The organism is Streptomyces griseoluteus, assembly GCF_004784465.1.
Taxonomy (GTDB): Bacteria; Actinomycetota; Actinomycetes; order Streptomycetales; family Streptomycetaceae; genus Streptomyces; species Streptomyces griseoluteus.
Genome location: NZ_SRRU01000001.1, coordinates 1107018 through 1124484, shown reverse-complemented (window position 1 = coordinate 1124484; position 17467 = coordinate 1107018). Strand labels below are relative to the sequence as shown.

The window sequence follows — 17467 nt, the reverse complement described above, 5'->3', positions numbered from 1 at the left end:
GGGTTCTGCTGTGGTCCCCGCACTATAGCCGCGCTGCTTTGGGGGTGCGCTCTTGAGCTCGGGTGCCTGATGTCCGTGCGGCGGCTGCGGGCTTGTCGCGCAGTTCCCCGCGCCTCTGGGGGAGGAAGAGGGCCGGTGGCCTCTCCCTCCCCCAGGGCGCCAGACTTGTCAGCCCGCTACCGCCACCGTCGGCTCGCCCGACGTGATGCCGTCCGCTTCCATCTGCTCGGCGAGCTTCATGGCCTCCTCGATGAGGGTCTCCACGATCTTCGACTCCGGGACGGTCTTGATGACCTCGCCCTTCACGAAGATCTGCCCCTTGCCGTTGCCCGACGCGACCCCGAGGTCCGCCTCGCGCGCCTCACCGGGACCGTTCACCACGCAGCCCATGACCGCCACCCGCAGCGGGACCTCCATCCCGGTCAGGCCGGCGGTGACCTCCTCGGCCAGCTTGTAGACATCGACCTGGGCGCGGCCGCAGGACGGGCAGGAAACGATCTCCAGACCACGCTGCTTCAGGTTCAGCGACTCCAGGATCTGCAGACCCACCTTGACCTCCTCCGCCGGCGGCGCCGACAGGGAGACCCGGATGGTGTCGCCGATGCCCTCGGAGAGCAGGGCACCGAAGGCGACCGCCGACTTGATCGTGCCCTGGAACGCCGGACCCGCCTCCGTCACACCCAGGTGCAGCGGGTAGTCGCACTGCGCGGCGAGCTGGCGGTACGCCTCGATCATCACGACCGGGTCGTTGTGCTTCACCGAGATCTTGATGTCCCGGAAATCGTGCTCCTCGAACAGCGACGCCTCCCACAGCGCCGACTCCACCAGCGCCTCCGGGGTGGCCTTGCCGTACTTCTGCAGCAGACGGCGGTCCAGCGAACCCGCGTTCACACCGATCCGGATCGGAGTGCCGTGATCCTTCGCCGCCCTGGCGATCTCACGGACCTTGTCGTCGAACTGCTTGATGTTCCCCGGATTCACCCGCACCGCCGCACAACCCGCCTCGATCGCGGCGAACACGTACTTCGGCTGGAAGTGAATGTCCGCGATCACCGGGATCTGCGACTTCCGCGCGATCGTCGCCAACGCGTCCGCGTCATCCTGCGTCGGACACGCCACCCGCACGATCTGACAGCCCGACGCCGTCAGCTCCGCGATCTGCTGCAACGTCGACCCGATGTCCGAGGTACGGGTCGTCGTCATCGACTGCACCGACACGGGGGCGTCTCCGCCGACCGCGACGGAGCCGACCTGGATCTGACGGCTCTTGCGCCGCTCGGCGATCTTGGTCGGTACGGACGGCATGCCGAGAGAAATCGCAGTCATCTGCTGTGCAACCCCAAGTCGTGGATCAAGATCCGGTCCCGTGAACCGCGGGCTCCAGGCTCTGAGATTACGACACGGGGCTGTCCGCCAGCACATCCCACCCGGCAAACCCACCCAATGGACGGCGGCCCGGAACCTGGAGTTCCGGGCCGCTTTTCCTGGTCGTACGAGGTCAGGAGATCCGGACCGGGTTGACCACGTCCGCGATGAGCACGAGCACGGTGAAGCAGACGAAGATCCCGGCCACCACATAGGCCACCGGCATCAGCTTCGCCACGTCGAACGGGCCGGGGTCGGGGCGGCGCAGCACGCGGGCCACCTGGCGGCGCAGCGACTCCCACAGGGCGCCCGCGATGTGCCCGCCGTCGAGCGGGAGCAGCGGGAGCATGTTGAAGAGGAACAGCGAGAGGTTGAACCCGGCGACCACGAAGACGGCCATGGCCACCTGCTGGGAGGCCGGGATGTCCAGCGTGGCGATCTCGCCGGTGACGCGGGCGGCGCCGACGATGCCCATCGGGGAGTCCGGCTCGCGGGGGCCGTCGCCGAAGGCGGCGTTCCACAGGGCCGGGACCTTGCCGGGCAGGTCGACGAGGGACTCCACGGCGTGGCCGACCTGGTCGCCCATCCAGACCACCGAGTCGCCGAAGCCGAGCTTGACGACCCCGCGCGCCGGGCTGAAGCCGAGGAAGCCGGCCGTGACGTACTGGCCCTGGATGTAGGTGCCGCTGGAGTCCTTCTTGGCCACCTGGTTGGTGGCGATGGTGGCGTGCAGGGTGAGCTTCCTGCCGTCCCGCTCGACCACGATCGGTACGTTGCGGCCCGCGCTGTCCCGGATGAGGTCGGACAGCGTGTTCCACTTCGCGGTGGGTCTGCCGTCGAAGGAGACGATCTTGTCGCCCGCCTTGATCCCGGCGGCGGCCGCCGGGGAGGCCGGGTCGGACTTCTTGCAGTCGTCGCGGTTCTGGTTCTGCGCGATGACGCAGGCGGAGACCGAGGAGACGGTGTTGGTCTCCTGCTGGACGCCGAAGCCCATCAGCACGGTGAGGAAGAGCCCGACCGCCAGGATCAGGTTCATGAACGGCCCGGCGAACATGACGATGACGCGCTTCCACGGCTTGCGCGTGTAGAACATCCGCGTCTCGTCGCCCGGCTTGAGCTCCTCGTACGCCGCCGAGCGGGCGTCCTCGATCATGCCGCGCCACGGGGAGGTGGAACGGGCGGAGACCCGGCCCGCGTCGTCCGGCGGGAACATGCCGATCATGCGGATGTAGCCGCCGAGCGGGACGGCCTTGATGCCGTACTCGGTCTCGCCCTTGTGCCGTGACCAGATGGTCGGGCCGAATCCGACCATGTACTGCGGGACACGGATGCCGAAGAGCTTGGCCGTGGACAGGTGCCCCAGCTCGTGCCAGGCGATCGAGACCAGCAGACCGACCGCGAAGACCACTATGCCGAGGATGAACATCAAGGTCGTCATGCACGCGCCTCCGCGGTAGCCGTCCGGTTGGTCAGTTCGCGGGCCCTGGCCCTGGCCCAGGTCTCCGCTTCGAGGACGTCCGACACCGTGAGTGAAGTTCCCGTGACCGGGGTGCCGTGTTCCTCGACCACCCGGATGACGGTCTCCATGATCCCGTTGAAGGGCAGAGCGCCGCCCAGGAAGGCTTCGACGCACTCCTCGTTGGCCGCATTGAACACCGCCGGGGCGGTGCCCGCGAGCCGGCCCACGTGCCGGGCGAGGTTCACCGAGGGGAAGGCGTCATCGTCCAGCGGGAAGAACTCCCAGGTGGACGCCTTGCTCCAGTCGAAGGCCGGGGCGGCGTCCGGGACGCGCTCGGGCCAGCCCAAGCCGATGGCGATCGGTCCACCCATGTCGGGGGGCGTCGCCTGGGCGATCGTGGAACCGTCGGTGAACTCGACCATCGAGTGGACATACGACTGGGGATGCACGACCACCTCAATGCGGTCGAAGGGAATGTCGTAGAGCAGGTGGGCCTCGATGACCTCCAGGCCCTTGTTGACCAGGGTCGCGGAGTTGACCGTGATCACCGGTCCCATCGCCCAGGTGGGGTGCGCGAGGGCGTCGGCGACGGTGACGTCCGCCAGCTCGGCCTTGGTGCGGCCGCGGAAGGGGCCGCCGGAGGCGGTGACGACCAGCTTGCGCACATCGGCGCGGGTACCGGAGGCGAGGGCCTGGAAGAGGGCCGCGTGCTCGGAGTCGACCGGGATGATCTGGCCGGGCTTGGCCAGCGCCTTGACCAGCGGGCCGCCGACGATCAACGACTCCTTGTTGGCCAGTGCCAGGGTGCGGCCGGCCTCCAGGGCGGCCAGCGTCGGCGCGAGGCCGATGGAGCCGGTGATCCCGTTCAGGACGGTGTGGCAGTCGGAGGCGGCGACATGGGCGGCGGCGTCCGGGCCCACCAGGATCTCCGGAAGCGGCTCGGTGCCGTACTGCCCGGCCAGGGCCTCGCGCAGCGCCGGTGCCGCGTCCTCGCGGGCCACCGCGACGGTGCCTACCCCGAGCCTGCGCGCCTGCTCGGCGAGGAGGTCCACCCGGCCGCCGTTCGCGGAGAGGGCGGTGACCCGGAAGCGGTCGGGGTTGCGCAGCACCAGGTCGATGGCCTGGGTGCCGATGGACCCGGTGGAGCCGAGGATCACCACGTCCTTCGGCCCGTCGCCCGCGACGGGGTCGAACACGAGGTGCGGGTCGGCGAGCGGGGCGGGGCTGGCGGGGCTGTCGGTCATCCCCCCATTGTGGCCGCACCCGGCGGCCGCCCGGACCGCGCGTCCCTGGACCGGGCGGGAAAGGGGCCCACAGCGCGGGAAGGTTTCTCCCATTGTGAATCCGGAGTGAAGATCCTGTGATAACAATTCAGTTGAACGGGTGAACTTCTCGCCCGTGCAGCGTCTTCGTGGACGACATCCTTGGGGGGATCTCTTCATGCGCACTGTGCGCCTTCGCGCCGCCCTGCCCGCTCTCGCCGGCGCGGCCGTGCTCACCGGCACCCTGCTGAGCACCCCGGCCCAGGCGGCCGGCACTGTCCAGATCCACCGGGTCTACTTCGACAGCCCCGGCAAGGACACCCGGTCCAACTCCAGCCTCAACGGCGAGTGGGTGCAGCTCAAGAACGCCAGCCGCTCGGCGGTCTCGCTGAAGGGCTGGGTTCTGAAGGACGCCTCGAACCACAAGTACTCCTTCCCGAACGTCAAGATCGGCGCCGGGAAGTACATGAAGGTCCACACCGGCAGCGGCCGCGACACCACGTCGGACAAGTACCAGGGCCGCCGTGCGTACGTCTGGAACAACACCAGCGACACGGCGACCCTGACCAAGTCGAACGGCTCCAAGGTCGACACCTGCTCGTGGACGACCCGGGACGGCAGCGACAAGTACTGCTAGCGGCTAACCGCCGTAGGGGCGGCGGGCGTTGACGCGTTCACTCGCTCCCGGCGTGGCGTCCGCGATCCAGGCGCCGTCTCCCGAGGGGTCGAGGACGCCCTCCTCCAGCCACTCGTAGGCGCCGCCGAGGACGCCCTTGACGACCTTGCGGTCGACGCCGTCGGTGTTGTGCCAGAGGCGGCCGAACAGCTCGTCGACGCGAACGCGGGCCTGGCGGCAGAAGGCGTCGGCGAGCTGGTACGCCTCGCGGCCGTGCTCGCCCTCGCGCCGCAGCCGTTCGGCCCGGACACAGGCCGCGCTCATGGCGAACAGCTCCGCGCCGATGTCCACGACCCGGCCGAGGAAGCCCTGCTTGGTCTCCATCCGGCCCTGCCAGCGGGACATCCCGTAGAAGGTCGCGCGGGCCAGCTTGCGGGCGTGCCGCTCGACGAACCGCAGATGCCCGGACAGGTCGATGCCGTGCTTGAACTCGGCGTACGACGACGGGAGCTGGCCCGGCCCCGCGACCAGCTTCGGCAGCCACTTGGCGTAGAAGACGCCCGCGCCCGCACCGGCCCTCGCCTTGTCCTGGAGGGACTTGTCGGGGTCGATGAGGTCACCGGCGACCGAGAGGTGGGCGTCGACGGCCTCGCGCGCGATCAGCAGGTGCATGATCTCGGTGGAGCCCTCGAAGATGCGGTTGATGCGCAGGTCGCGCAGCATCTGCTCGGCCGGTACGGCCCGCTCGCCGCGCGCCCCGAGCGACTCGGCGGTCTCGTAGCCCCGGCCGCCCCGGATCTGGACCAGCTCGTCCGCCATCAGCCAGGCCATCTCCGAGCCGTACAGCTTGGCGAGCGCGGCCTCGATGCGGATGTCGTTGCGGTCCTCGTCGGCCATCTGGGAGGCGAGGTCGACGACGGCCTCCAGCGCGAAGGTGGTCGCCGCGATGAAGCTGATCTTGGAGCCGACGGCCTCGTGCAGCGCGACCGGCTTGCCCCACTGCTCGCGCTCGGCGGCCCACTGGCGGGCGATCTTCAGGCACCACTTGCCCGCCCCGGCGCACATCGCGGGGAGTGACAGCCGGCCGGTGTTCAGCGTGGTGAGCGCGATCTTCAGACCGGCGCCCTCGGGGCCGATCCGGTTGGCGGCCGGGACCCGCACCCGGTGGAAGCGGGTGACACCGTTCTCGATGCCGCGCAGGCCCATGAAGGCGTTGCGGTTCTCCACCGTGATGCCCTCGGCGTCGGCCTCCACCACGAACGCGGTGATGCCGCCGGGGTGCCCCTCGGACTTCGGCACCCGCGCCATGACGACCAGCAGGTCGGCCACGACGCCGTTGGTGGTCCACAGCTTCACGCCGTCCAGGACGTAACTGTCGCCCTCCGGGACCGCCATGGTGGCCAGCCGCGCCGGGTCCGAGCCGACGTCCGGCTCGGTGAGCAGGAAGGCGGAGATGGCGGTGGTGGCGCAGCGGGGCAGGAAGGCGTCCTTCTGCTCCTGGGTGCCGAAGATCTTCAGCGGCTGCGGGACGCCGATCGACTGGTGGGCGGAGAGCAGCGCGCCGACGGCGGGGCTGACCGAGCCGACCAGGGCGAGGGCCTTGTTGTAGTACAGCTGGGAGAGGCCCAGGCCGCCGTACTTGGTGTCGATCTTCATGCCAAGGGCGCCGAGCCGCTTCAGGCCGGCCACGACCTCGTCGGGGATGCGGGCCTCGCGCTCGATGCGGGCCGAGTCGATCTCCGTCTCGCAGAAGGCGCGCAGCTCGGCGAGGAAGGTCTCGCCGCGCCGGACGCTCTCGGCGTCGGGGAGCGGGTGGGGGTGGATGAGGTCGAGCCGGAAGCGCCCGAGGAACAGTTCCTTGGCGAAGCTGGGCTTGCGCCAGTTCTGCTCGCGGGCGGCCTCCGCCACCTGCCGGGCCTCGCGCTCGGAGACGTTGCTGCGTTGAGTGGTGGGGGCGGACATGAGGCTCACCTCGCCGCGAAGAGGGATGTTGGCGGACCGTTGGTAACCGACCCGTTGCTACTGGATCGTTGGTACCTGAATCGGGCCCGCCCCACCACCCCTTGCGCGTCCGTTCGGGTGAACGGCCGCGCGGGGGGACCAGGGCCGCTCAGACCGTTTCGAGGGCCGGGACCAGCGGCTTGTGCTCCTCGGCCGCGGCCGGAGTCCCGCGCCGGCCGGCGACGGCGTACGCCACGCCCACCAGCAGTCCGCCGCCGGCCAGGTTGCCGAGGCCGACGAAGAGGAGGTCGTGGGCGAACGCGCCCACGGTCACACCGGGGACGTGCTCGAAGAGGCCGAGCGAGAAGGTCGTCATGTTGGCGACGACGTGCTCGAAGCCGGAGGCGACGAAGGCCAGGATGCCCGCGAAGATCAGCATGATCCTCGCGGCGTCGGAGCGGGTGCGCATGCCCATCCACACGGTCAGGCAGACCAGGAAGTTGCAGAGCACGCCGCGGAAGAACAGCGCCTCGCCGCTCTCGGCCATCTTGGCGGTGAGCATGCCGGTCAGGCCGGCCAGACCCGGGGCGGGCGTTCCGGGAGCGGGCGCGACGCCCAGCACCCCGGAGGCGTGGACCAGCCAGCCGAGGGCGACCGAGCCGGCCAGGTTGCCGACGAAGGAACCGACGATCACAAAGAGCGCGGCGAGGGGCGTCAGGGCCCGGCGGACCGCGCCCTGGACCATCGTCATCATGTTGCTGGTCGCCAGCTCGCCGCCGGCGAAGATCACCAGGGTCAGCGCGACACCGAAGACCAGGCCCTGGACCAGCTTGACCCAGGGCGAGTGCGCGGCGCTGAGCGGGCCCGACACGCTGACCATCAGCACGACACCCAAGCCGATGAAGGCCCCGGCGAGCGCCGAGAGGACCAGGTAGCGGCCGGGGGAACGGAGCAGCTTCGCCTTGCTCCGGGCGGTGGCGACCTGCTCGTCCAGGGCGTCTTCCATGGGTATCGGCACGATGCCTTCTCACTTTTCGCGAATGTCCGCTCAAACTGCGGCTCGATACGGAGGAAAGTGTGCGTCCGTGCCCATGAAAAAGTCAAAAGCGCAATCAATGGCCCGATAGGTGTTCTTTATCGGACTTAAGAGGCCAAACCGATCGCGCGATCGGTGTCGCCTGTCAAATGCGCAGAACAGAACGGCCGGAGCCCCCGCACAGCGGGCTCCGGCCGTTCCGGTGGTGACCTGTCCGTGGCAGGTCAGAGTGCGAGGCCCGTGAGGACCAGGACGCGCTCGTAGGTGTAGTCGTCCATCGCGGAGCGGACGCCCTCGCGGCCGACGCCGGACTGCTTGGCGCCGCCGTACGGCATCTGGTCCGCGCGGTAGGACGGGACGTCGCCGATGACGACGCCACCGACCTCGAGGGCGCGGTGGGCGCGGAACGCGGCCTGGATGTCGTGGGTGAACACGCCCGCCTGGAGGCCGTACTTGGAGTCGTTGACCGCGGCGAACGCCTCGGCCTCGCCGTCGACCTTCGTGACGGTGAGGACCGGTCCGAAGACCTCCTCGGTGGCAAGGGTGGCGCCGGCCGGCACGTCGGTGAGGACGGTCGGCGCGTAGGTGGCGCCGTCGCGCTCGCCGCCGGTGAGCAGGGTGGCGCCCAGCTCGACGGCCTCGTTCACCCAGGACTCGACGCGCTGCGCTGCGGCCTCGCTGACCAGCGGGCCGACCTCGGTCTTGTCGTCGGCGGGGTCACCGGTGACCTGGGCCTCGACGGCGGCGACGATGCGCGGCAGCAGCCGCTCGTACACCGCGCCGTCCACGATCACGCGCTGCACCGAGATGCAGGACTGGCCGCCCTGGTAGTTGGAGAAGGTGGCGATGCGGCTCGCGGCCCAGTCCAGGTCGGCGTCGCTCGCCCAGTCGCCGAGGACGACGGCCGCGCCGTTCCCGCCCAGCTCCAGCGTGCAGTGCTTGCGCGGCACCGAGTCCATGATCGCGTAACCGACCTGCTCGGAGCCGGTGAAGGAGATCACCGGGAGGCGCTCGTCCTGGACCAGCGCGGGCATCTTGTCGTTGGCGACCGGCAGGACGCTCCAGGACCCGGCGGGCAGGTCGGTCTCGGCCAGCAGCTCGCCGATGACCAGGCCCGACAGCGGGGTGGCCGGGGCGGGCTTGAGGATGATCGGGACACCGGCGGCGATGGCCGGGGCGACCTTGTGCGCGCACAGGTTCAGCGGGAAGTTGAACGGCGCGATGCCGAGGACGACGCCCTTGGGGAAACGGCGGACCAGCGCCATGCGGCCCTGGCCGCCCGCGTCGGTGTCGAGTCGCTGGGCCTCGCCGCCGTTGAACCGCCGGGCCTCCTCGGCCGCGAGCCGGAACACGGAGACGGCGCGGGCGACCTCGCCGCGCGCCCACTTGATGGGCTTGCCGTTCTCGCCGGAGATCAGCTGGGCGATCTCCTCGGTGCGCTCGGCCAGCCGCCCCGCGACGTGGTCGAGGGCGGTGGCGCGGACGTGCGCGGGGACGGCGGCGAACTCGTCGCGGACCGCGTACGCGGCGGCCACGGCCTCTTCGACCTGGGCGTCGGTGGGCACGCTCGCCCGGCCGACGACGCGGCCGTCCCACGGGGAGGAGACGTCGAAGCTGTCCTCGCCGGTGGCCTGGCGGCCGGCCAGCCAGAAGGCGTGGGTGGAGGTCATGTGCGGGTCCGGCCCTTCCGCGTCGGGGGTGATGTGCGTGATCCACGGTAGGGCGGGCAGGCGCGGCGGTCGCTTGTCCGAGTCGTACGGAAACGGGTGGCCGATGCGCCGGTTCGGCGGGGTGGGCGCGGGGGCGGCTACTCCCCCGAGGTCGCCTTCAGCGCCAGCCACAGCTCCATCCGGACGTCCGGGTCGTCCAGCGAACGGCCGAGGATCTCCTCGACCCGGCGCATCCGGTAACGCAGGGTGTGCCGGTGCACGCCGAGGTCGGCGGCGGCCGCGTCCCACTGCCCGTGCCGGGACAGCCACGCCCGCAGCGAGGCGACGAGGTCCCCGCGCCCGGTGGCGTCGTGGTCGCGCAGCGCCCGCAGCAGGCCGTCGGCGAAGGCGCGTACCGCGTCGTCGGCCAGCAGCGGGAGGACCGAGCCGGCCGCCACGTGCTCGTGCTCGACCAGGACCCGGCCGCGCCGCCGGGCCACCGAGAGTGCCTGCTCGGCCTGGCGGTAGGCGGAGGCGGCCGCTATGGGGCCCGCCGGGGCGGAGAGGCCGACCACGAGTGCGTCGTTGTCACCACCCTTGGACTCCGGGACGAGGCGGGCCGCCTCCAGCGCGCCCGCGTAGGCCGTGCAGGCGGTGACGGCCGCACCGCCGTCGGTGGCCAGCACCACCAGCCGGTCCCGCTCGGGTACCACCAGCACGGCTTCGCCGGAGCGGGCGGCGGCGGACTCGGCGGCCTCCGCGAGCGCGTCCAGCGGATCGCCGTCCGTCCCCTGCCGCGGCGCGGACTCGGCGACCAGCAACCGGAACGGCGCGTCCAGCAGGCCGCCGTACAGGTCGCCGGCGACCGCGCGGGCGTGGTCGGGCTCGCCGGCGAGCAGCATCCGCAGTACGGCCGCACCGACCCGCTGTTCGGCGGCGTGCAGGGAGCGGGAGCGCTCGGTGGTGAGAGTGAGCAGGGCGATGGCGGAGTGCACGGCGTAGCGCTCGGCGGTGCCCGGTGCGGCCGCGGTGCCGACGGCGAGTGCGGCGCGGGGGCGGCGGCCGGTGCCCAGCGAGTGCAGCTCGATGCGGTCCTCGGTGTCGGGGGCGGCGACCACCGAGGAGGCGGGAGCGGGGCGTTCCCGCAGCCGCTCGACGTCGGCGGTGAGCCGGGCGGCCCGGCGTCCCGCCCACTCGGGCGCGGCGGCGACGACGGCGCCGGACGCGTCGTACAGCGCGGCCCAGCCGTCGACCTGCGCGGCGAGCGCGGCGAGCAGGCCCTCCGGACCGGTGGTGAGCGCCTGCCGGGTCAGCTCGCGCTGGGCGGCGAAGCCCGCGGTGACGGCGCGGTACTGGTCGGCGGCGATGGCGGCGGAGACGGCCTTGCTGATGGCGAGGAACGGGGTGCGCCGGGGCACCTCCAGCAGGGGCAGCCCCTCCAGCCGGGCGGCCTGCACCAGCGCCTCGGGGATGTCGTCGTAGTTGACGCCGACCGCGAAGCCCAGGCCGACGACGCCCGCGCCGACCAGCCGCTTCACGTACCGCCGCATCGCCTCGGGGTCCTCCGCGTCCAGCTTGAGCGCGGTGATCAGCAGCAGCTCCCCGCCCTCCATGTACGGCACGGGGTCGGCCAGCTCGCTGACATGCGCCCAGCGCACGGGCACGTCGAGGCGGTCCTCCCCCGCGCGGACCGTCAGCTTCAGCGCGGAGTGGTGGACGAGCGAGGCGAGCGTCGGCGGCATGAGACCTTCAGGTCGGGGCGGCCGGCGCACCGTCGCGCCGACCGGGAGCAGTCATCTCTTGGCCGCAACGTATGAACGGCCCACCTCGATTCTGCCTCACCGTACGGTCGCGGACCTCCGTTCAGCTCCTCAGGTCCACCAGCAGGGGCGGGGCGTGCTCGCCCCGCACCGTCGTGAGGGAGAGGACCGCGTGACCCGGAGGGACCGCGTGGGCGAGCTCGGAGGCGGACCAGCGCTCGCGCTCCACCTGGCGGACGGTGACCGCGCGGGCGGTGGGGGCCTGGCCGGTGATGACGCGGCGGAGCATGTGTACGGCCTTCCCCGCCGGGGTCTCCGCGATGATCTGGCGGTCGGTGACGTCGCGGGTCTCGATCCACTCCTTGCCCCAGACCTCGGCGAAGTCCTGGCCGTCCCAGGGAGTGAGGCCGGAGAACGCCATGCGGCACCCGGTCGCGCCGAGCAGCGGGCCACGCAGCGGGCGGGGTACGTCGTCCAGGGTGCGCAGCGTGAGCACGACGCCCGCGCCCGCCGAACGCAGCCGCTGGATGCCGCGCACCGACTCGGGGGTGACGACCCCGGCCGCCTCGTCGAGCAGCAGGCAGGCGAAGAGGGAGCGGTCCTCGCGCGCGGTGACGGCGGCCGTGAACTGGGCCAGCACCAGCCGGGCCAGGATGCGGGAGGCGTCGGCGTGGCCCCGCTGGGGCAGGTCGATGCGGACGCGGACCGGGTGGTCGAGGGCCTTCAGGGTGAAGGGCCGCGAGGCGCCGGAGGTGTCGAAGAAGGCGGCGAACGCGGGCCGGTCCAGCAGCGCGACCTGGTCCGCGAGCACGGCGGCCACGTCACCGGGGTGCGCCTGCTGCCGCTCCCGTGCGTCGAGTTCGCGCAGCAGCGAGGCGTGCCCGGTCTCGGTGAGCGCCTTGCGCAGCGCGGCGATCGGGCCGGGGGCGCCGTCGAGGAGCTGGCGCAGCTCGGGCACGGAGGGGAAGCGCTGGTGGACGGCGCGGAAGGGGCCGAGCAACTGCGCGAGGACGGTGGTGGAGCGGCGGCTGTCGGAGCCGGGGTGCGGGTCGGCGAGGTCGCCGACGAGGGCCTCGGCGAGTATCGCGGCCGCCTCGTCGGGGTCGGTGGTGCCGCCGTAGAGGTCGAGGTCGTAGACGGAGTCGGGATGGCCGACGCGGACCACCACGTCGTACGCCTCGGCCGGGCCGATCCCGGCGCCCGCGGCTCCGACGCTGACCACGGCGGCGCGGCCGGCGAGGGCGTGCAGGCAGAGGGACTCGGCGAGCGGCTTCACGAGGCTGCCGGTCTTGCCGGAGCCGGCCGGGCCGACGGCGACCAGGGAGGTGCCGAGCAGGTCGGTGCCGAGGGCGAGTCCGGCACCCCGGTACTGGTACGGGTTGCGGGGGTCGTCGGCCGCGGTGCCGAGCCGTACCTGGCCGGTGAGCAGGTCGTGCCGGGCCTGCCGGGCGGGCAGGTCGCGGTCGCCGGAGGGGTGCGGGCAGGCGGCGGAGCCGTCGCGCAGGACGGCTCCGGTGAAGGCGGCCAGCGTGTTCGTCCCGGAGCGCACGCCCTGCCAGGCGCGGCCGATCCGGGCGTGGTCGACATCGCGCATGAGCCCGGTGCGCGCCTCGGCGGCGAGCCGTTCGGCGGCCTCGTGCGCACCGTGGGCGCGCAGCTCGGGCCAGTCCGCGGGGTCCTCGCCGGGCGCGGGCGGCGGCGGTTCGGCGGGGGTGGCGGACGTGACCCAGGCCGGCGGTCCGAACCGCCGCCAGACCTCGCCCCAGCGCCCGATCCGGGCCACGACGAAGAGGATGGCGAGGGCGATGAGGGTGTAGTACGAGTACCACAGGACGGCGTTGCCGACGCGGTCGTTGCCCTCGCGCCAGGAGTCCGGGGTGAACAGCTCCAGTGGCAGCACCCACCAGCCGCCGAGGTAGCCGTTCCACAGCAGCGACCACACCAGCCAGCCGACCAGGAACGCGATCACGGCCCCGCTGAGCAGCTGCCGGGCGGGGGTCAGCTCGGGCTCGGTCTCCGGCCGGGGCCGGTGTCCGAGGCGCCACACACCGGGCGCGGCGGCGGGCCGGGCGGCGCGCAGCCAGGCGAGGAAGGCCGAGCCGTCCGGGCGGGGCGGGGCTCCGGGTGGCATCGTGGGCATGGGCGGCGGGGACCCTTCCGGGGGCCGCGTCGGGCGCGGCACCGGGCCCGTATGGGTGGCCCGCGTGTCCCGCGTACCTTCGCTGTCCATCGCCCTGCCCCCTGACCAGCCGGTCCGTCACCATCAGCGAGTCAATCTAACGCCCCCGCAAGGGGAGTTCACCGTTTACGCGGCCGACGTCCGGTGTCCGGCCGCGCCGAGGGCCCGGCCCGCCATGTCCACCACGGACAATGGGCCCCGCCGACAACGCCCACATGGAGCATGCCCACCCCACGGCACCCGTCTTAGCCTGCGGGAAAAGAAGGCAAGCGTCCGTAATACCCCCAGGAGCCCCGCATGACCGCACTTCCGCAGGAGCGCCGCGTCGTCACCGCCATTCCCGGCCCGAAGTCGCAGGAGCTTCAGGCCCGCCGCACCGCGGTCGTCGCCCAGGGCGTGGGCTCCACGCTGCCGGTCTTCGTCACGCGCGCCGGCGGCGGTGTCATCGAGGACGTCGACGGCAACAGCCTGATCGACTTCGGCTCCGGCATCGCCGTGACCTCGGTGGGCGCCTCCGCCGAGGCCGTGGTGCGCCGCGCGAGCGCCCAGCTCGCCGACTTCACCCACACCTGTTTCATGGTCACCCCGTACGAGGGCTACGTGGAGGTCGCCGAGGCCCTCGCGGAGCTGACGCCGGGTGACCACCCGAAGAAGTCGGCGCTGTTCAACTCGGGCGCCGAGGCCGTCGAGAACGCGGTGAAGATCGCCCGCGCCCACACCAAGCGCCAGGCGGTCGTGGTGTTCGACCACGGCTACCACGGCCGTACGAACCTCACGATGGCGCTGACGGCGAAGAACATGCCGTACAAGAACGGCTTCGGCCCGTTCGCGCCCGAGGTCTACCGGGTGCCGGTGGCCTACGCCTACCGCTGGCCCACCGGCCCGGAGAACGCGGGTCCGGAGGCCGCCAAGCAGGCGATCGAGCAGATCACCAAGCAGGTCGGCGCGGACAACGTGGCCGCGATCATCATCGAGCCGGTGCTCGGTGAGGGCGGCTTCATCGAGCCCGCCAAGGGCTTCCTGCCGGAGATCGTGAAGTTCGCCAACGACAACGGCATCGTCTTCGTCGCCGACGAGATCCAGTCCGGCTTCTGCCGTACCGGCCAGTGGTTCGCGTGCGAGGACGAGGGCATCGTCCCGGACCTGATCACCACCGCCAAGGGCATCGCGGGCGGTCTGCCGCTCGCCGCCGTGACGGGCCGCGCCGAGATCATGGACGCCGCGCACGCGGGCGGCCTCGGCGGCACCTACGGCGGCAACCCGGTGGCCTGCGCCGCCGCGCTCGGCGCGATCGAGACGATGAAGGAGCAGGACCTCAACGGCAAGGCCAAGCGCATCGAGGAGGTCATGAAGGGCCGCCTCGCCACCATGGCCGAGAAGTTCGACATCATCGGTGACATCCGGGGCCGGGGCGCGATGATCGCCATCGAGCTGGTCAAGGACCGCGACACCAAGGAGCCGAACGCGGAGGCCGCCGCCGCGCTGGCCAAGGCGTGCCACCAGGAGGGCCTGCTGGTCCTGACCTGCGGCACCTACGGCAACGTGCTGCGCTTCCTGCCCCCGCTGGTCATCGGCGAGGACCTGCTCAACGAGGGCCTGGACGTCATCGAGCAGGCTTTCTCGCGCATCTGAGCGACCGGATCGCTCGCTGCGCGAGTGGTCCGTACCTCTGGCGGACGACTGCGGCAGGCGGTGTGAAGAACGTGTGCGAGGTGGATGACAGGACGCGATTGCGTCTGTCCGACCGACTCCGCCTGCCGTAAGTTCGGTCCCGATGAGAGATACACCCCGCTCGCAGGGGACTGCGGGCGAGTTCAGGCCGGGGCCTCCCCAGCTTCGACCTGGTCGTGCCCTCGCGCACACAACCGGGGCCTGAGGGCTCCGGGATCTCCACACCGATCGGACGGTCGCCGCCCCAAACCCCCCGGGGCGCGCGACATCCCGGTCCGGTCGGCCGCCCCGGAACCACCCCCCCTGTTCCGGGGCGGCCGACCTCCTTCTCGCCGCCCGCGCGCATGCGAAGCTGGCCCGGTGTCCACTCCCGCCCGCCGCCTCGCCCTCGCCGCCACCCTGCTGACCGGCCTCCCGGCGCTGCTGTTCGCGCTGCTCACCTGGCAGGTCCTGGCACACGGTCCGCTGCTGACGCTGGACGCCCGGCTCAGCCGGGACCTGGTCCACCCGGACCGCTTCTCCGAACGCCTCTCCGACCTCGGCGACATCCCGGTGGCCGTACCCGTGCTGGTGCTCGCCCTCGGCTACGCGGCGTGGCGGGGCCGGGGCGTCGGCATGCCCCGCTGGTGGCTTCCGCCCGCCGCGGCCGCGCTGCTGATGGCGGTGCTCCCGGCGATCGTGGTCCCGCTGAAGCTGTGGACCGCGCGGCCGGGGACCCCCGTGGTGCCCCCGGCCACCGGCTACTTCCCCTCCGGCCACACGGCGACGGCGGCCGTGGCGTACGGCGCCTCGGCGCTGCTCCTGCTCCCCTGGTGCCGCACCCGCGCCGCACGCCTCGCGGCGGTCGGTGTCCCGGCCGCGCTGGTGCTCGCGGTGTCGTACGGGCTGGTGCGGCGGGGCTTCCACTGGCCGCTGGACGTGCTGGCGTCCTGGTGCCTGGGCGCGGTGCTGCTGACCTGCCTGAGCCTGGTGCTCAGCCGAAGTAGGAGTCGAAGGTCCGCTGGAACTCCCAGCCGGCGAACCGGTCCCAGTTCACCGACCAGGTCATCAGACCCCGTAGCGCGGGCCAGGTCCCGTGGGTCGGATACGAGCCGCAGTTCGTCCTCTTCGTGAGGCAGTCCAGAGCCTTGGTGACCTCGGCCGGGGCGACGTAGCCGTTGCCCGCGTTGACCGAGGCGGGCATGCCGATGGCGACCTGGTCGGGGCGCAGCGGCGGGAAGACGTTGCCGGCGTCGCCCGCGACCGGGAAGCCGGTGAGCAGCATGTCGGTCATGGCGATGTGGAAGTCGGCGCCGCCCATGGAGTGGTACTGGTTGTCCAGACCCATGATCGGGCCGGAATTGTAGTCCTGGACGTGCAGCAGGGTGAGGTCGTCGCGCAGGGCGTGGATGACCGGGAGGTAGGCGCCGCAGCGCGGGTCCTGCCCGCCCCACTTGCCGCTGCCGTAGAACTGGTAGCCGTTCTGCACGAAGAAGGTCTCCGGCGCCATGGTGAGCACGAACTTGGTGCCGTACTTGGTCTTGAGGGTCTTCAGCGCGGAGATCAGGTTGACGATCACCGGGGTGGTCGGATTCCTGAAGTCGGTGTCGCCGGTGTTCAGCGAGAGCGAGTGACCCTCGAAGTCGATGTCGAGGCCGTCCAGCCCGTACTGGTCGATGATCTTGGAGACGGACGAGACGAAGGCGTCGCGGGCGGCCGTGGTGGTGAGCTGGACCTGGCCGTTCTGGCCGCCGATGGAGATCAGCACCTTCTTGCCGGCGGCCTGCTTGGCCTTGATGGCGGCCTTGAAGTCGGCGTCGCTCTCGACGCCGGGGCATTCCGAGACCGGGCAGCGGTTGAAGCGGATGTCCCCGGAGGTGACCGAGGTCGGCTCGCCGAAGGCCAGGTCGATGACGTCCCAGCTGTCGGGCACGTCGGCCATCCGTGTGTACCCGGAGCCGTTGGCGAAGCTCGCGTGGAGGTAGCCGACCAGCGCGTGGGCGGGAAGTTCCGTGGAACCTCCGCCGCCGCGGGCCTCAGTGGTCGCGGTGACCGTGGCGGACCGGGCGGACTCCCCCGCCTCATTGGTGGCAATGACCTGGAAGGCGTACGCGGTCGAGGGGTTGAGGCCGCTCACGGTGGCCGAAGTGCCGCTCCCGCTCTGGACCTTGACGCCGTCCCGGTAGACCGCGTAGCCGGTCGCGCCGGTCACCGGGGTCCAGGACAGGGCGACGGAGGTGGCGGTGACGGTGCCCGTCTTCAGGCCGGTCGGCACGGTGGGCGGCTGTGTGGTGGTGCCGCCGCCGGGGCCCATGAGGGAGACGTCGTCGGCGTAGTAGGCGCCGGTGCCGTACCAGCCGTGGGTGTAGACGGTGACCTTGGTGGTGTCGGCGCCGGTGGTGAAGGTGGTGGCGAGCCTCTGCCAGTCGGGCGCGGACTGGGCCCAGGTGGAGACGTCGGTGGTGCCGGTGCCGCTCGCGCCGAGGTAGACGTAGGAGCCGCGGCACCCACGCGGCCAGCGTGTACTGGGAGTTGGGTCTCACGGACACC

11 protein-coding genes and 1 pseudogene are annotated in these 17467 nt (G+C 71.8%); 3 read left to right on the top strand and 9 right to left on the bottom strand.

The genetic code is table 11. The annotated features are described in order from the left end of the window. Positions 1 to 168: 168 nt before the first annotated feature. The 3 genes from ispG to dxr form a co-directional block, all read right to left on the bottom strand. On the bottom strand, positions 169 to 1326 hold the full coding sequence (gene ispG / locus E5082_RS05195) for a flavodoxin-dependent (E)-4-hydroxy-3-methylbut-2-enyl-diphosphate synthase (RefSeq protein WP_135790043.1): 1158 nt from the start codon (positions 1324 to 1326) through the stop codon (positions 169 to 171). A gap of 172 nt (positions 1327 to 1498) precedes the next feature. Next, complete coding sequence (locus E5082_RS05190; protein ID WP_135790042.1) at positions 1499 to 2803, bottom strand: M50 family metallopeptidase; 1305 nt, start codon at positions 2801 to 2803, stop codon at positions 1499 to 1501. Then, the gene (dxr, locus tag E5082_RS05185) at positions 2800 to 4068 is read right to left on the bottom strand and encodes a 1-deoxy-D-xylulose-5-phosphate reductoisomerase (RefSeq protein ID WP_135790041.1); all 1269 of its coding nucleotides are present in this window, start codon (positions 4066 to 4068) and stop codon (positions 2800 to 2802) included. The genes E5082_RS05190 and dxr overlap by 4 nt, the downstream gene beginning before the upstream one ends. A 196-nt stretch (positions 4069 to 4264) precedes the next feature. On the opposite strand from dxr, the gene E5082_RS05180 reads away from it, so the two are divergent. Then, on the top strand, positions 4265 to 4723 hold the full coding sequence (locus E5082_RS05180; RefSeq protein WP_135790040.1) for a lamin tail domain-containing protein: 459 nt from the start codon (positions 4265 to 4267) through the stop codon (positions 4721 to 4723). A 3-nt stretch (positions 4724 to 4726) separates the two neighbouring features. Here E5082_RS05180 and E5082_RS05175 read toward each other — a convergent pair whose 3' ends face one another. From E5082_RS05175 to E5082_RS05155, 5 genes are all read right to left on the bottom strand, one after another. Next, positions 4727 to 6664: an acyl-CoA dehydrogenase family protein gene (locus E5082_RS05175; protein WP_135790039.1), complete on the bottom strand. Its 1938-nt coding sequence runs from the start codon at positions 6662 to 6664 to the stop codon at positions 4727 to 4729. A 148-nt stretch (positions 6665 to 6812) separates the two neighbouring features. Further along, positions 6813 to 7661 (bottom strand): formate/nitrite transporter family protein, encoded by an 849-nt coding sequence (locus tag E5082_RS05170; RefSeq protein WP_135790038.1) that lies wholly within the window; start codon positions 7659 to 7661, stop codon positions 6813 to 6815. A 242-nt stretch (positions 7662 to 7903) separates the two neighbouring features. Continuing rightward, positions 7904 to 9349 carry an aldehyde dehydrogenase family protein gene (locus E5082_RS05165; RefSeq protein WP_135790144.1) on the bottom strand — a complete coding sequence of 482 codons (1446 nt, stop codon included), beginning with the start codon at positions 9347 to 9349 and terminating at the stop codon, positions 7904 to 7906. 137 nt (positions 9350 to 9486) lie between these two features. Beyond that, complete coding sequence (locus E5082_RS05160; RefSeq protein ID WP_135790037.1) at positions 9487 to 11070, bottom strand: PucR family transcriptional regulator; 1584 nt, start codon at positions 11068 to 11070, stop codon at positions 9487 to 9489. Between the two features lie 121 nt (positions 11071 to 11191). Beyond that, positions 11192 to 13318, bottom strand: a complete 2127-nt coding sequence (locus E5082_RS05155; protein ID WP_135790036.1) for an ATP-binding protein — start codon at positions 13316 to 13318, stop codon at positions 11192 to 11194. 246 nt (positions 13319 to 13564) lie between these two features. On the opposite strand from E5082_RS05155, the gene gabT reads away from it, so the two are divergent. Both gabT and E5082_RS05145 read left to right on the top strand, forming a co-directional pair. After that, positions 13565 to 14899 (top strand): 4-aminobutyrate--2-oxoglutarate transaminase, encoded by a 1335-nt coding sequence (gabT, locus tag E5082_RS05150; RefSeq protein WP_135790035.1) that lies wholly within the window; start codon positions 13565 to 13567, stop codon positions 14897 to 14899. A 399-nt stretch (positions 14900 to 15298) separates the two neighbouring features. Next, on the top strand, positions 15299 to 16051 hold the full coding sequence (locus E5082_RS05145) for a phosphatase PAP2 family protein (protein ID WP_229918960.1): 753 nt from the start codon (positions 15299 to 15301) through the stop codon (positions 16049 to 16051). A gap of 418 nt (positions 16052 to 16469) precedes the next feature. Here E5082_RS05145 and E5082_RS05140 read toward each other — a convergent pair. Next, positions 16470 to 17231, bottom strand: a pseudogene (locus tag E5082_RS05140) (fibronectin type III domain-containing protein); the annotation flags it as partial. Positions 17232 to 17467 lie beyond the last annotated feature (236 nt).